The sequence below is a fragment of the Azospirillum sp. Marseille-Q6669 genome (genome assembly GCF_965111635.1).
The window spans coordinates 612,439-626,154 of sequence record NZ_CBCOOP010000005.1 but is presented as its reverse complement, the minus strand read 5'-3'; the positions used below and the strand labels follow the sequence as shown (position 1 = coordinate 626,154).

Here is a 13,716-nt window from a genome sequence, read left to right as displayed (position 1 = left end):
AGGGAAAGGCCGGCAATGGGGTACATCGAGGTCGGACCGAACGGGGAATTGGCGTTGCCGCAGGATCTGCGCGAGCGGCTGGGCGTGAAGCCCGGCGACCGCGTCGAGTTGATCCTGCGCGACGACCGCACCGTCCTGGTCAGACCCCGCCCGCACAGTCTGGACGATCTCATCGGCAGCGGGGGCACGTTCACGCGCGCCCTGTCCCAGGAGGAAATGGACGACGCAATCCGCCGGCGCATGGCGGAACGGCACGCCGGGCCACAGGACCGGACGTCGTGATCGGATTGGACACCAACGTCCTGCTTCGGCTGGTGGTGGAGGACGATCCGGACCAAGCCGCCAAGGCGCGGACCGCCGTTCGCGCCCTGGTCGCCGATGGTGAGGTCTGCTTCGTCGGCGACATCGTCCTGTGCGAGTTCGTCTGGGTTCTGGAAGGCGTCATGCGCCGGGACCGTGAGACCATCGCGCGCATCCTGGACCTCATCCTCGACAACGCGGACATCCGGGTGGAAAGCGAAACGGCCGCGCGGGCCGCATCGGCCCTGCACCGGCAAGGCTTCGACTTTTCCGACGCCCTGCTCGGATTCCGCAACCGGGACGCCGGCTGCACCACCACGCTGACGTTCGACCGCAAGGCAGCCCGTCTGCCGGAATTCCAGATTTTGAGCTGACAGCCCGCCATGACCGACCGTGAAAACCCCGTCGAGGCCTTCAAGCGCTCCACCGCCGCCGCGGTGCGGGCCCTCTCCCGCCGGGCCGACGTGCAGGTGGGCTTCTCCACCGAGCCGCCCGGCGTCGCCGGCCTGCGCGTGCGCATTCCCACCCCGGCGCGCGACCTGAACCCGCACGACGTCGCGACGCTGCGCGGCGCCGCGGATGCCGTGTCGCTGCGGCTGCGCTTCCACGACAACGCCATCCATCTCCAGCGCATGCCACTGGGCGACAGCGCCCGCGCCGCCTACGACGCGCTGGAGCAGGCCCGTTGCGAGGCGCTGGGCGCCAGCCACATGCCCGGCGTGGCCGCCAACCTGGAGGCGGCGCTGGACGAGCGCTACCACAAGCAGGGCTTCGAGCGGCTGGAGGAGCGCGACCAGGTCCCCCTGCCCGAGGTGCTGCGCCTGATCGCCCGCGAGGCGATGACCGGCGCCGCCCCGCCACCCGCCGCCGAGCACGCGGTCAGCCTGTGGCGCGGCTGGATCGAGGAGCGGCTGGGCAAGGACCTGCACGGCCTCGCCGGCCACATGGCCGACCAGGACGCCTACGCCCGCGCCGTGCGCAAGCTGCTGACCGATCTGGACATGGAGGTCGGCAACGACCCCGACGAGCCGCAGGAGCCGGAGGAGGACGAGCGCGACTCCGGCGAGAACGAGAACGAGCCGAACAAGGGCCAGACCCAGGGTGAGGACGACACCCAGAGCCAGGCCGAATCGATGACCTCGCAGGACACCCAGGAGTCCGACCAGGGCGAGCAGGCCGAGGAGGGCACCGGCGAGGAGGGCGACACCGAGATGGGCCAGGGCGAGGGGGCGGAGGAGCCCGCCGGCCCCGGCCAGCCCTGGCGCCCGGAAGCGCGCGGCCGCAACGAGCCCGACCCCAACGCCTACAAGCCCTTCACCACCCGCTTCGACGAGGTGGTCGACGCCGCCGAGCTGTGCGACCCGGAGGAGCTGGCCCGGCTGCGCCACATGCTGGACCAGCAGCTCGTCCATCTCCAGGGCGTGATCTCGAAGCTGGCCAACCGCCTGCAGCGCCGCCTCCTGGCCAAGCAGCAGCGGTCGTGGGAGTTCGACCTCGACGACGGCATCCTCGACGCCGCCCGTCTCGCCCGCATCGTCGTCAACCCGGTCCTTCCCCTCTCCTTCAAGAAGGAGAAGGAGATGGATTTCCGCGACACGGTGGTGTCGCTGCTGATCGACAACTCCGGCTCGATGCGCGGGCGGCCGATCTCCATCGCCGCGATGAGCGCCGACATCCTGGCCCGCACGCTGGAGCGCTGCGCGGTGAAGGTGGAGGTGCTGGGCTTCACCACCCGCGCCTGGAAGGGCGGACAGGCGCGCGAGCACTGGATATCATCCGGCAAGCCCGCCAATCCGGGCCGTCTCAACGACCTGCGCCACATCGTCTACAAGGACGCCGACCAGCCCTGGCGCCGCGCCCGCAAGAATCTCGGCCTGATGCTGCGCGAAGGCATCCTGAAGGAGAACATCGACGGCGAGGCGTTGATGTGGGCGCACAACCGTCTGATCGGGCGGCCCGAGCAGCGGCGGATCCTGATGGTGATCTCCGACGGCGCCCCGGTGGACGACTCGACCCTGTCGGTCAACGCCGGCAACTACCTGGAGCGGCACCTGCGGCAGGTGATCGAGTACATCGAGACCCGCTCGCCGGTGGAGCTGGTGGCCATCGGCATCGGGCACGACGTGACCCGCTACTACCGCCGCGCCGTCACCATCGTGGACGCCGAGCAACTGGGCGGCACCATGATGAACAAGCTGGCCGAGCTGTTCGACGAGGACGACCGCCGGGGCCGCAGCGGCTGGCGCTGAGGCCTAAGGCAGGACCGGAAACGACAAGGGCGCGGATCACTCCGCGCCCTTGTCGTTTATGCCGTCCGGTTCGTCCGGTCACTGCAGGCTGCGCTGCATCTCTTCGAAATTGCGCGAGAAGCCGTTCAGCGGGAAGTCGATGTCGCGCTTGCCGGCGCGCAGGAAGTTCACGCGGACCAGCACCGTGGAGCCGTTGCGGAACTGGTCGACCACGCGGCCCGACACGAAGTTCGGGAACATGCACATGTTGAGCGTGGCGATCTGCGTCTCGATCCGCGGCTGGCGGTCGACGCGGATGGCGCAGTTGTCGATCATGCCCTGGCTGGTCGTCAGGAACAGGTGATAGTCGTTGCCGGTCGGGATGACGCTCAGCGCCACGAAGCCGACCTCCTTGCCGTCGTCGAACAGCCGGTAGTTCATCAGCCGGCAGACCTTGGTGTCGGTCATCCGGTCGATCTCGCAGCGGCTGGTCCAGGCGCCTTCCGGGCCGTACTCGGCGGCGGATTTGGAGAAATCGACGGCGGAGGCCGGTGTGACGGCCAGCGCGGACAGCAGCGCCGCACCAAAAGCGAAGAGACCTGTCCAACGCATCCTGACGCTCCCCATCTGTCGTCCCGTTCGGCCGCTAGCGATCCCGCACGACGGCGGTTACCGCAAACGGATTATAGGCATACCCTAAGGACGAACAAGCCTTTACACCTTTGGTTGGCGTCTTAGTCCACGACGATCGTTCCGCTCCTCATCCTTTTTGAATATTGAGAATGGTTATCGTTCACGCTTGACACCCCGGCCCCCGAATGATCAAGTCGGTGCATGAGAACGCTTCGCAATTGCGGGCGTGAACCGACAAGAATTCGGGAGTCACTGAGAATGCACATCGGATCGCGCGGCGTGTTTGCCGCCACCTTCGCCGCCACGCTGCTGACCATGACGGGTCTCGCCAGCGCCGCCGAGGTGAACATCTACTCCGCGCGCCATTACGATGTGGACAAGGACCTTTATGACGCCTTCACCAAGAAGACCGGCATCAAGATCAACGTCATCGAGGGCAAGGAAGAGGAGCTGATCGAGCGGATGAAGACCGAAGGCGGCAACAGCCCCGCCGACGTGTTCATCACCGTCGACGCCGGCCGCCTGTGGCGCGCCCAGGAGGCCGGTCTGCTCCAGCCGACCCGCTCCAAGGTCATGGAGGAGGCCATCCCGGCCCACCTGCGCGAGCCGGAAGGCCATTGGTTCGGCATTTCCAAGCGCGCCCGCATCCTGGTCTACAACAAGGCCTCGGTGAAGCCGGACGAGATCAAGACTTACGAGGAGCTGGCCGATCCGAAGTGGAAGGACCGCGTCCTCGTCCGCTCCTCGACCAGCGTCTACAACCAGTCGCTCGTCGGCTCGCTGCTCGCCGCTCACGGCGAGAAGGCGACCGAGGAGTGGGCCAAGGGCGTCGTCGCCAACATGGCGCGCAAGCCGCAGGGCGGCGACACCGACCAGATCAAGGGCGTGGCCGCCAACGAAGGCGACGTGGCCGTGACCAACACCTACTACTTCGCCCGCATCGCCTCCTCCGCCAAGCCGGAGGACAAGGCCATCGCGGAGAAGCTGGGCGTGATCTTCCCCAACCAGGGCGACCGCGGCACCCACGTGAACGTCTCCGGCGCCGGCGTCATGAAGAACGCGCCGAACAAGGAGCAGGCCGTCCAGTTCCTGGAGTATCTGGTCAGCCCCGAGGCCCAGAAGATGTTCACGGAAAAGAACTACGAGTACCCGATCGTCGCCGGGGCCGAGACTGCGCCGGTGCTGGTGACCTGGGGCAAGTTCAAGGAAGACCCGCTGAACGCCGCCGTCTACGGCAAGAACAACGCCGAGGCTCTGAAGATCATGGATCGCGCCGGCTGGAAGTAAGCCACCGTCCGGCGTAGCGAAGGGGCGCGTCCCAGCGGTGGAGACGCGCCCTTTTCGTTTGTGCGGTTTAGAATTTTCCCTCTTCGTAGTCGCGGTAGGCTTGCATCACCTCCTCGCGGCTGTTCATGACGAAGGGACCGCCCCAGGCCACCGGCTCACCGAGCGGGCGGCCGGAGAGCAGCAGGAAGCGCGCGCCGGACGGGCCGGCGGTGATCTCCGCCCGGTCACCCTCGCCCAGCACCAGCACACGCGGCCCGCCCAGCCGGACGGAGCTGCCAGGCGCCACCACCGATCCTTCGAAGACCACCAGCGCCGCCGCGTGACCGGCGGGCACCGGCTCGGAGAAGGTGGCACCCGTCGGCAGACTGACGTCGAAGTAGCGGGCCTCCGTCGGGCCGCTGCGCACCGGGCCGGCGGTGCCGTTGCCGGTGGTACCGGCGATCACCGTCACCGTCGTCCCGTCTTCACGCGTCTCGACCGGGATGCGGTCGGCGGCGAACTCCTGGTAGGCGGGGTCCGACATCTTCAGCCGCGCCGGCAGGTTGATCCAGAGCTGGAAGCCCTTCATCAACCCTTCGGTCTGCTCCGGCATCTCGGAATGGATCACGCCGCGCCCCGCGGTCATCCACTGCACGCCGCCGGTCTCGATCACGCCCTCATGGCCGTGGTTGTCCCAGTGGCGCATGCGGCCGGCCAGCATGTAGGTGACCGTCTCGAAACCGCGGTGCGGGTGGTCGGGGAAGCCGGCCAGATAGTCCTGCGGCGTGTCGGACCCGAAGTAATCCAGCATCAGGAAGGGGTCGAGCATGCGCAGGCGCGGCGTGCCGACCATGCGGGTCATGCGCACGCCGGCCCCGTCGGACGCTTCCATGCCTTCGACGGCGGTCAGGACGGGGCGGACGGTTTCGGCGGTCATCGGACGCTCTCCTCAGGCAAAATCGCTGAGAGAGAGGTATTCTTTCCAGAGCGCCGGATAAAGCCCCAGCGCCGCTCAACACTGTTGCGGCAGGGGCAACAGCCTCACTCGTCCGTCTGGCCGGGACGGGAGCGGCTGATGGACAGGCTGAGCAGGATCACCGGCACGATGCCGACCGCGACGATGGCCAGCGCCCCGGTGGCGGCCTCGGTCAGCCGCTCGTCGGAGGCCAGCGTGTAGACGCGCACGGCCAGCGTGTCGAAGTTGAAGGGCCGGACGATCATCGTCGCTGGAAGTTCCTTCATCACGTCGACGAAAACCAGCAGGCCGGCGGTCAGCAGGCTGCCCCACATGATCGGCGCGTGCACCCGGAGCAGCGTCCGCCCCGCCGTGTGGCCGAGCACGCGCGAGGCGAAGTCCATCGTCGGGCGGATCTTGCCCAGGCTGGCCTCGATCGTGTTGAAGGACACCGCCAGGAAGCGGACCAGATAGGCGAACAGCACCGCCGCGATGGTGCCGCTCAGCAGCAGGCCGGTGGACACGCCGAAGGTCTGGCGCATGAAGGCGTCCACGGCGTTGTCGAGATGGGCGAAGGGAATCAGCACGCCGACCGCGATCACCGAACCGGGGATAGCATAGCCCATGGCGGCGACGCGCACCGCGCCCTTCAGCAGCGGCGTCGGGCGCAGCCGCTGCCCGTAGGCCAGGACCAGCGCCAGCGACACCGCCAGCACCGCGGCCAGCGCCGCCAGCGTGAAGCTGTTGCGGGCCAGCGTCAGGAACACCGGCCCGAAGGCCTGGTCCCCAGCGGTCACCGCCATGCGCACCAACAGACCCGCGGGCAGCAGGAAACCGAGCAGCAGCGGCAGGCCGCAGGCCGTCATGGCGGCGGCGGCGCGCCAGCCCTTCAGCGCGTGCTTGGGCAGGCGGCGGTAGCGGGTGGTGGTGTGGTGATAGCGGGCCTGCCGGCGCGACCAGCGCTCCATCAGCACCAGCACCAGAACGAACATCATCAGCACGGCGGCCAGCTGCGCCGCCGCCACCGGCTGCCCCATGGCGAACCATGTCCGGTAGATGCCGGTGACGAAGGTGTTCACCGCGAAATACTGCACGGTCCCGAAATCGGCCAGAACCTCCATCAGCACCAGCGCGAGGCCGGCGACGATGCTGGGGCGGGCCAGCGGCAGCGCCACCGTGAAGAAGCTGCGCCACGGCCCGCGGCCGAGCGTGCGGCTGACCTCCAGCACGCAGACGGACTGTTCCAGGAAGGCGGCGCGCGACAGCAGATAGACGTACGGGTAGAGCACCAGCGTCATCATGAGCGCGGCGCCTTCGAGCGTACGGATGTCGGGAAACCAATAATCCCGGCGCGACCAGTGGAACACCTCGCGCAGCGCGGTCTGCACCGGGCCGACGAACTGGAGCAGATCCGTGTAGACGTACGCCATGACGTAGGCCGGCACCGCCATCGGCAGCAACAGCGCCCACTCCAGCGTACGGCTGCCGGGGAACCGGCACATGGTGACCAGCCAGGCGGTGCCCACCCCGATCACCAGCGTGCCCAGCCCCACTCCGAAGACGAGGCGCACGGTGTTCAGCAGATACTCCGCCAGCACCGTGTCGACCAGATGCTGCCACACCCCGTCCGTCGGCACGAAGACGCGGCTGATCACCGCCAGCACCGGCAGGGTGACCAGCGCCGCGATCAGCAGCGTCGCCAGCGTCCAGCCGCTGAGTCCGATGCGCTGCCACAGCGAGGAGTAGGAGGCGGCGGCCTGAACCGGGCCGCCAGGCGTCGGGCCGGGGGTTTGAAAGGTGTCCGTCGTCAAGGCCGGTTACGCCCATAGGGATGTGTCGAACGGGAGCCCTATGGTCTCACACTGTGCGAATAACTCGCAATGACAACATGCCGCATCCCTTTCCCCTGACGGTATGACAGGGATGCGGCCGCCGTTTGTGGTTACTTGGTGCCGAACATGCGGTCGCCCGCGTCGCCCAGGCCGGGGACGATGTAGGCGTTCTCGTCCAGATGGCTGTCGAGCGAGGCGGTGAAGACCTTCACCCGCGGGTGGGCGGCGGCGAAGACGCGCATGCCCTCGGGCGCCGCGACCAGCGCCATGAAGCGGATGTTCTCGTCGTCCACGCCGTGGCGGTTGAGCACGTCGCAGGCGTGGACGGCGGAGTTGCCGGTCGCCAGCATCGGGTCCACGACGATGAACAGGCGGCCTTCCGCCTCGGGCAGCTTCACCAGATACTCGTGCGGCATCTTGGTGTCGTGGTCGCGGTAGAGGCCGATGTGCCCCTCGCGCGCCGACGGCACCAGCTCGTGCAGGCCCTGGGCCATGCCGAGGCCGGCGCGCAGCACCGGCACGATGGCCAGCTTCTTGCCGGCGATGACCGGCGCGTCCATGGGCTGGAGCGGCGTGTCGATCCGCTCGGTCGTCAAAGGCAGGTCGCGGGTGATCTCATAGCCCATCAGCAGCGAAATCTCGCGCAGCAGGGTGCGGAAACCGCCGGTGGAGCGTTCCTTGGCCCGCATCAGCGTCAGCTTGTGCTGGATCAGCGGGTGGTCGAGGATGAACAGATTGGGAAATTCGGTGTGGGTGCGCATGGATCTCGTGCCGCGGCCTGTCTAGACCCCGATCCTAACCCGACGGGCCCGCTTCGGCCAAGCCGCCCTTAAGCGATCCCGCCGGATGCACCGCTCGGGAGACGAAAATCAGCGGCGGTTGGGAAGCGCCGACCGCCCCGCCTCAACCTCCGGCTGGTCGACCCCGTAGCGGACCACCCGGTTGCGGCCGCTGTTCTTCGCCTGATAGAGGGCGCGGTCGGCGCAGACCACCATCTCTTCCACCGGCAGATCCTCCCCGGCCTCGACCAGCCCGAAGGAGGCGGTGACCGCGATCCGCCGCCCGTCCGGCAGCGTCACCGGCGTCCGCGCCAGCTCGCCGCGCAGCCGCTCGATGACCTGGAACCCCTCGCCGAGGCCGGTTTCCTTCAGGCAGATCAGGAACTCCTCGCCGCCCATGCGGAAGGCCTCGTCGAAGCTGCGGATGCCCCGGCTGATGGCGGCGGCGGTGGCGGCCAGGACGCGGTCGCCGATGTCGTGGCCGTAGGTGTCGTTGATGCCCTTGAAGCGGTCGATGTCGCAGATGGCGACGCAGAAGGCCGGGCCGTTCCGGCGGAAGCGGTTGTGCTCGCGCTCCAGCGCCTCCTGCATGCCGCGGCGGGTGCGCAGGCCGGTCAAGGGGTCCAGCCCGCTCGCCGCCGCCCCGAAGGCGCGCTCGACCCGGCGCAGATGCAGGACGAACTCCTCGAAGCGGGCGATCACCCCCTCATAATCGGCCTCGCTGGGGCTCTCGCCGCCGGCCGCCTTCAGCAGAAGCAGCTTGGCCTTGCGGTGCATCTGCTCATGCAGGGTGACCAGCTTCTCCACGGCGGGCTGGTGGGCCAGATCGTCGGCATTGACCGCCACGCACCACGCCGCGAAGGAGGCCGGCGCCGACACCCGCTCGCCCCCCTGCCCTCCGCGGAAGAAGACCGCGCGGTGCCATTGCCCGATCCATCGCAAATGCTCGTCGAGGACGAGGCCGAGGCTGTCGGATGGCGAGCGTGTGTCGGACGAGTTGGTCATCGGGCTTGCACGCCTTCCCTTCGGACACATCCACCGGTCGCGGCCAGCGGATGCCAACAGTATCGCACGAAGTCATAACCCGGGTCCGCAACCCGGTCGTGCGATTAAGTTGTGCTCATCCGCCAAAAGGGAAAGCCCCGCAGCAACATCGAATTTTATTCAAATGTCTCGCCGCGACGACACGTCACAGCCCGGCCACGCTGTCCAGGAAGCGGCGGATCAGCTCCGGGTCCTTGTGGCCGGGACGATCCTCCACGCCCGACGACACATCGAGCGCCGTGGCGCCGGTGGTTCGCACGGCTTCCGCCGCGTTCTCCGGCTTCAGTCCGCCGGACAGCATCCAGGGCTTCGGCCAGCTCCGCCCGGCGAGCAGCGTCCAGTCGAAGGCGATGCCGTTGCCGCCCGGCAGGGCAGACACCTTGGCCGGCGGCTTGGCGTCGAACAGCAGACGGTCGGCCACCTCGGCGGCCTCCAGCGCGGCGGCCAGATCCTCCGGCCCGCCGACCTTGATCGCCTTCATCACCGGGATGTTGAAGGCCGCCTTCACCTCGGCGATGCGGCGCGGCGTCTCCTTGCCGTGGAGCTGGATCAGGTCGAAGGGGACCTGGCTGACCACATGCTCCAGGAAGTCGTTCTCCGGATCGACGAACAGCCCGACCGTGCGCACGCCGGTGGGGACCAGCCGCGCCAGTTCCGCCGCCATGGATGGCGCAATGGAGCGCGGGCTCGGCGGGTAGAAGACGAAGCCGACGTAGCGCGCCCCGCCGGCCACGGCGGCGTGCAGCGACAGGGGCTCGGTGAGGCCGCAGATCTTCACGCTGACGGGCATGGGAAAGGGGTCCTTACAGTTCCGAAACGATGCGGCGGGCGGCGGCTTCCGGGTCGGCGTCGCCAGTGATCGGGCGTCCGATGACCAGATGGTCCGCCCCGGCGGCCAGCGCCTCGGCGGGGGTCATGACGCGCTTCTGGTCGTTGGCGGCGGCCCAGGCGGGGCGGATGCCCGGCACCATCAGGATGAAGTCCGGCCCGCAGGCCTCGCGGATCAGCGCCACCTCGGCGGGTGAGCAGACAACGCCGTCCACCCCCGAGTCCTTGGCGAGCAGCGCCAGCCGCTTCACCTGATCGGCCACCGGGACGCTCTGCCCGACGGCCTGGAGGTCGGCGGCGTCCATGCTGGTCAGCACGGTGACGGCGAGGATCTTCGGACGGTCCGCACCCGCGCCGGCCGCGGCTTCCGCCGCCGCGCGCATCATCGCCGGGCCGCCGGAGGTGTGGATGGTCAGGAAGGCGGGCTTCAGCGGCAGCGCCGCCCGGATGCCGCCCGCCACCGTGTTGGGGATGTCGTGCAGCTTGAGATCGAGGAACAGCGGCGGGCCATCCTCGCCGATCACCGCGCGGATGCCCGCCGGGCCATGGGCGATGAAGAACTCCAGCCCCAGCTTGATCCCGCCGACCACCCCAGCGATCCGCCGGCCGAGGTCTCGGGCGGTGTCGAGGTCGGTCGTGTCGACGGCGCAGAAGATGCGCGAGGCGGGCGCGATGCTGGGCGTGCTCATGGAAAAACGGCTCTCCGGACCCTGGAAGGTGGTGATGGCGCGCAGCCTAACAAGGGCCGGCGGCAATCACCAGACTTCCGGGGCCGGAGAGCGGAGCGGGACCGCTATTCGCGGTTCACGTCGACGCGCCGGGTCGGCGGAGTCGCGGGGGTGCCCATCGGAGGCGCGATCGGCGGGGCCGCGGGAGCGCCCGCCGCCGGGTTGGCGCCCTGCGTGTTGACGTCGCGCAGCGAGGCGGCGGCGGCGCGGCGGCGCTCCTCGGCGGCCTGATCGCTGTCGTAATCGGCGGTGGCGGCGTCATAGCCGCTCCAGCCGGCCTCACGGTAGCCCTGCGCCCGGCCGGGGATGTCCACCGAGCCGTGGCGCTGCATGACGGCCAGCGCGGAGTCGCACATCGCCTCCTCGACCCGGCCGACCAGCAGCACGCCGCCGCGGCGCACGCCCTCCGCGAAGACCTCCGCATCCTCCCGCGTCACGCCGACGCCGGTCAGCATGGAGACGCGGCGGTCGCGGGCGTCGAAATTCGGGTCCTCCCCGAAGTCGGCGGCGTGGCGCCAGCTTTCCAGCCGGTTCTCGGTGGCCAGACTGGCCGAGGAGCCCAGCTTCGCGCTGTCGGCGCCCATCATGGTGAAGTCCTGCCGCAGATTGGCGGCTTCGAGTTCGCTCAGCGCGCGTTCGGCGCCGGACAGATCGTCATACAGCGCGACAATGGTCTTCTTGTTCATGAACCCGCTCCTGTGCTGGTCCGATCCGGACGCGGTCCGGACTCAGAGGAAGAAATAGAGGAGGGCGAGGACCACCAGCACGACCAGCGCGATGACCCACCAGTTCATGGAGCCGGCCGCACCGCCCGTCGCCGTCCGGTTGCCGTCCGTGTCATAGACACCCACTTTGCGAGGTTCGTCGGCCATGGATGCTTCACTCCCTGTCGGTAAGGCTTCAGCCAACACAGGCTGATTGCCCTCTCAACAGGGGTGGAGCCGCACCGTTCCGCCGATGCCGGGAGGGCGCTCAGCGCCCGGCGGCCCAGTCCGGCAGTTCGGACGCCCGCGCCGGATCGGCTATGGCGCCCGACAGCGCCTCGCCCAGCGCCGGGGCGAACTTGAAGCCGTGGCCGGAGCAGGCGCTCATCAGCCAGCAGCGGGCGGACAGCGGCTCGACCACGAAGCGCTCGTCGTCGGTCACCGTGTAGAAGCAGGTCGCCGCGTTGGCGAGGCTGTAGCGGTGGCCGTCCGCCAGCACCCGGCGGGCGCGGTCCAGCACGTCGCGTGCCTCGTCCGGATCAGGGTCGCGCTCGGTGTCCGGGTCGCCGACGCGTGAGAAGCGGTGGTCGCCCGCCTTCATCGTCGTGCCGGCCACCGGGGGCACGACGTAGACCCCGCTCTCGCCATCCGCGTCGATCAGCATCGGCGCCGTCGCCCAGACGCCGCGCAGCCCCTCCGGCGGCATCAGATAGGCCACGACCTGCCGCGACGGGGTCAGGCGCGCCGCCGTTTCCGGCAGCAGCTTCGTCACCCAGGCCCCGGCGGCGACCACCAGCGCGTCGGCGCCGATGGTCCGGCGGTCGGCGAGCGTCACGGTGGCGCGCTCCGCATCGATCGCCGTCACGGGGGCACGCGCGTGGACCGTCACCCCCAGCGCGTTCAGATGGTGGCTGAGCAGTTCCACGATGCGCCCGGCGAGCAGCACGCCGCCCGACTCCAGATGCAGCCCCTCCGCCACCGCGTTGGCGTCGACGAGCGGGAACTCCGCGGCGATCTGCGCCGGGGTCAGGCGGCGGAAGGGGTGGCCCAGCGACTCCAGCACCGCGACGCTGTCGGCCAGCCAGCGCCGCCCGTCCTCCGCCGAGGCGGTGCAGAGCGTGCCGCTGGGGACGAGCAGCCGTTCGCCCAGATCGCTCCACAGCCGTTCCCACGCCTGGAGGGCGGTGTCGGCCATGCGGGCGTAGCCGGCGCTGGCGCCGTAGGCGTGGCGGAACAGCCGGTGCTGGTCGACGGAGCTGCCGAAGGGGTTGGGCACCTGTCCCTGGTCGAAGACCGCGACCTCGTGCCCGGCGCGGGCCAGCGCCCAGGCCGTGCACAGCCCCATGATGCCGGCGCCGACGACGGTGATGCGGAGAGTCATGATGGAAAAACGCCTCAGCGGATCGTGTCGTTGTGGATCACCATCTCCACCGCCAGCTGGGCGGCGCAGAGGTCTTCCAGCGCGGTGCCGACCGACTTGAACAGGGTGATCTGGTCGTAGAAGCGGCGGCCGGCGCGCTGGCCGCGGGTGAGATCGTACAGGTCGCCGGCGATGTCCGCGTCGGTCAGGATGCCGGCCTTCATCGGCTGCACGATGTCCCCCGCCTCCTTGCAGGCGCCCTCGCGGGTGTCCACGAAGACGCGGGAGCGGCGGATGCAATCGTCGTCCGCCTCGCGCATCTCCGGGGTGAAGCCGCCGACAAGGTCGAGATGGGCGCCCGGCTGAAGCCATTCGCCGCGGATCAGCGGCTCCTTCGCCAGCGTGGCGCAGGAGATCACCTGGGCGCCGCGCACCGCCCCTTCCAGGTCGGCCGTGGCCTCGATGCGGAATTTCGGGCGGTGGAAGCGGCTGGCCACCTTCTTCGCCTTCTCAAGGCTGCGGCCCCAGACCAGCACATGCTTGATCGGCAGGACGGTGGCGAAGGCCTCGATCAGTTCGGGCGCCAGCGCCCCGGTGCCGACCATCAGCAACCGTTCCGAGTCGGGCCGCGCGAGGTAGGAGGCGGCGAGCGCGGAGGCCGCCGCGGTGCGCCGCTTGGTCAGGGCGGTGCCGTCCAGAACCGCCTGGGGCATCCCCGTCTTGCCGTCCATCAGCAGGTAAAGGCCCTGCACCGCCGGCAGGTCCTTCGCCCCGTTGTCGGGGAAGACGGTGACCACCTTGACGCCGATGGACTGGTTGACCTGCCACGCCGGCATCAGCAGCAGCGTGCCGTCGCTCTGGCCATAGGTCTCGATCGTGTGGTGGTGCCGCATCGGCACCTCGACCCCGGCACGGAAGGTCTGCCGCATGCGCTCGATCAGCATGCGGAAGTGCAGGACGGATTTCAGCTCGGCTCCGGTGACGGTGCGCATCGGCGGCTCCCTCCACAGGTCCGGCAAAGCGGAACCCCCCTCCCGCCCCCCAGCCGGACGGGAGGCC

The 13,716-nt window shown here is 69.2% G+C and carries 15 protein-coding genes; 4 read left to right on the top strand and 11 right to left on the bottom strand.

The genetic code is table 11. From position 1 onward, the window contains the following. Window positions 1–15: 15 nt before the first annotated feature. The 3 genes from ACWPXE_RS28245 to cobT are packed head-to-tail and all read left to right on the top strand — an operon-like array spanning window position 16 to window position 2,549. Window positions 16–282 (top strand): AbrB/MazE/SpoVT family DNA-binding domain-containing protein, encoded by a 267-nt coding sequence (locus tag ACWPXE_RS28245; protein WP_094301715.1) that lies wholly within the window; start codon window positions 16–18, stop codon window positions 280–282. After that, complete coding sequence (locus tag ACWPXE_RS28240; protein ID WP_186464801.1) at window positions 279–674, top strand: type II toxin-antitoxin system VapC family toxin; 396 nt, start codon at window positions 279–281, stop codon at window positions 672–674. Before ACWPXE_RS28245 ends, ACWPXE_RS28240 begins: the two co-directional genes overlap by 4 nt. 9 nt (window positions 675–683) lie before the next feature. Further along, the gene (gene cobT, locus ACWPXE_RS28235; RefSeq protein ID WP_454020471.1) at window positions 684–2,549 is read left to right on the top strand and encodes a cobaltochelatase subunit CobT; all 1,866 of its coding nucleotides are present in this window, start codon (window positions 684–686) and stop codon (window positions 2,547–2,549) included. Window positions 2,550–2,627: 78 nt separating this feature from the next. Here cobT and ACWPXE_RS28230 read toward each other — a convergent pair whose 3' ends face one another. Next, a complete protein-coding gene (locus tag ACWPXE_RS28230; RefSeq protein ID WP_014239253.1) occupies window positions 2,628–3,140 on the bottom strand; it encodes an invasion associated locus B family protein in 513 nt (170 codons plus the stop codon). Between the two features lie 279 nt (window positions 3,141–3,419). On the opposite strand from ACWPXE_RS28230, the gene ACWPXE_RS28225 reads away from it, so the two are divergent. Further along, a complete protein-coding gene (locus ACWPXE_RS28225) occupies window positions 3,420–4,448 on the top strand; it encodes a Fe(3+) ABC transporter substrate-binding protein (RefSeq protein WP_454020470.1) in 1,029 nt (342 codons plus the stop codon). 67 nt (window positions 4,449–4,515) lie between these two features. Here the strand turns inward: ACWPXE_RS28225 and ACWPXE_RS28220 are convergent, their stop codons facing one another. From ACWPXE_RS28220 to ACWPXE_RS28175, 10 genes are all read right to left on the bottom strand, one after another. Further along, complete coding sequence (locus ACWPXE_RS28220) at window positions 4,516–5,364, bottom strand: pirin family protein (protein WP_454020469.1); 849 nt, start codon at window positions 5,362–5,364, stop codon at window positions 4,516–4,518. 104 nt (window positions 5,365–5,468) lie between these two features. Beyond that, window positions 5,469–7,193 carry an ABC transporter permease gene (locus tag ACWPXE_RS28215; protein WP_454020468.1) on the bottom strand — a complete coding sequence of 575 codons (1,725 nt, stop codon included), beginning with the start codon at window positions 7,191–7,193 and terminating at the stop codon, window positions 5,469–5,471. 131 nt (window positions 7,194–7,324) lie between these two features. Then, window positions 7,325–7,975: a uracil phosphoribosyltransferase gene (gene upp, locus ACWPXE_RS28210; RefSeq protein ID WP_014239248.1), complete on the bottom strand. Its 651-nt coding sequence runs from the start codon at window positions 7,973–7,975 to the stop codon at window positions 7,325–7,327. A gap of 108 nt (window positions 7,976–8,083) precedes the next feature. Then, window positions 8,084–8,998, bottom strand: a complete 915-nt coding sequence (locus ACWPXE_RS28205; RefSeq protein WP_454020467.1) for a diguanylate cyclase — start codon at window positions 8,996–8,998, stop codon at window positions 8,084–8,086. A 184-nt stretch (window positions 8,999–9,182) separates the two neighbouring features. Further along, window positions 9,183–9,827 (bottom strand): phosphoribosylanthranilate isomerase, encoded by a 645-nt coding sequence (locus tag ACWPXE_RS28200; RefSeq protein ID WP_109138558.1) that lies wholly within the window; start codon window positions 9,825–9,827, stop codon window positions 9,183–9,185. 13 nt (window positions 9,828–9,840) lie between these two features. Continuing rightward, window positions 9,841–10,554: an orotidine-5'-phosphate decarboxylase gene (gene pyrF, locus ACWPXE_RS28195; RefSeq protein WP_454020466.1), complete on the bottom strand. Its 714-nt coding sequence runs from the start codon at window positions 10,552–10,554 to the stop codon at window positions 9,841–9,843. 104 nt (window positions 10,555–10,658) lie between these two features. Beyond that, window positions 10,659–11,279: a hypothetical protein gene (locus tag ACWPXE_RS28190; protein ID WP_454020465.1), complete on the bottom strand. Its 621-nt coding sequence runs from the start codon at window positions 11,277–11,279 to the stop codon at window positions 10,659–10,661. A 42-nt stretch (window positions 11,280–11,321) separates the two neighbouring features. Beyond that, complete coding sequence (locus tag ACWPXE_RS28185) at window positions 11,322–11,465, bottom strand: hypothetical protein (protein WP_014239243.1); 144 nt, start codon at window positions 11,463–11,465, stop codon at window positions 11,322–11,324. 100 nt (window positions 11,466–11,565) lie between these two features. Continuing rightward, the gene (locus ACWPXE_RS28180) at window positions 11,566–12,678 is read right to left on the bottom strand and encodes an NAD(P)/FAD-dependent oxidoreductase (RefSeq protein WP_454020464.1); all 1,113 of its coding nucleotides are present in this window, start codon (window positions 12,676–12,678) and stop codon (window positions 11,566–11,568) included. Between the two features lie 14 nt (window positions 12,679–12,692). Next, a complete protein-coding gene (locus tag ACWPXE_RS28175) occupies window positions 12,693–13,649 on the bottom strand; it encodes an ornithine cyclodeaminase family protein (RefSeq protein WP_454020463.1) in 957 nt (318 codons plus the stop codon). Window positions 13,650–13,716: the final 67 nt, after the last annotated feature.

What these genes read in the sequence shown, in the direction of transcription:
- ACWPXE_RS28205 (WP_454020467.1), bottom strand. Translation starts at nt 8,998, where the DNA reads ATGACCAACTCGTCCGACACACGCTCGCCATCCGACAGCCTCGGCCTC.
- ACWPXE_RS28225 (WP_454020470.1), top strand. Translation starts at nt 3,420, where the DNA reads ATGCACATCGGATCGCGCGGCGTGTTTGCCGCCACCTTCGCCGCCACG.
- ACWPXE_RS28230 (WP_014239253.1), bottom strand. Translation starts at nt 3,140, where the DNA reads ATGCGTTGGACAGGTCTCTTCGCTTTTGGTGCGGCGCTGCTGTCCGCG.
- ACWPXE_RS28245 (WP_094301715.1), top strand. Translation starts at nt 16, where the DNA reads ATGGGGTACATCGAGGTCGGACCGAACGGGGAATTGGCGTTGCCGCAG.
- ACWPXE_RS28185 (WP_014239243.1), bottom strand. Translation starts at nt 11,465, where the DNA reads ATGGCCGACGAACCTCGCAAAGTGGGTGTCTATGACACGGACGGCAAC.
- ACWPXE_RS28175 (WP_454020463.1), bottom strand. Translation starts at nt 13,649, where the DNA reads ATGCGCACCGTCACCGGAGCCGAGCTGAAATCCGTCCTGCACTTCCGC.
- cobT (WP_454020471.1), top strand. Translation starts at nt 684, where the DNA reads ATGACCGACCGTGAAAACCCCGTCGAGGCCTTCAAGCGCTCCACCGCC.
- ACWPXE_RS28190 (WP_454020465.1), bottom strand. Translation starts at nt 11,279, where the DNA reads ATGAACAAGAAGACCATTGTCGCGCTGTATGACGATCTGTCCGGCGCC.
- pyrF (WP_454020466.1), bottom strand. Translation starts at nt 10,554, where the DNA reads ATGAGCACGCCCAGCATCGCGCCCGCCTCGCGCATCTTCTGCGCCGTC.
- ACWPXE_RS28200 (WP_109138558.1), bottom strand. Translation starts at nt 9,827, where the DNA reads ATGCCCGTCAGCGTGAAGATCTGCGGCCTCACCGAGCCCCTGTCGCTG.
- ACWPXE_RS28220 (WP_454020469.1), bottom strand. Translation starts at nt 5,364, where the DNA reads ATGACCGCCGAAACCGTCCGCCCCGTCCTGACCGCCGTCGAAGGCATG.
- upp (WP_014239248.1), bottom strand. Translation starts at nt 7,975, where the DNA reads ATGCGCACCCACACCGAATTTCCCAATCTGTTCATCCTCGACCACCCG.
- ACWPXE_RS28180 (WP_454020464.1), bottom strand. Translation starts at nt 12,678, where the DNA reads ATGACTCTCCGCATCACCGTCGTCGGCGCCGGCATCATGGGGCTGTGC.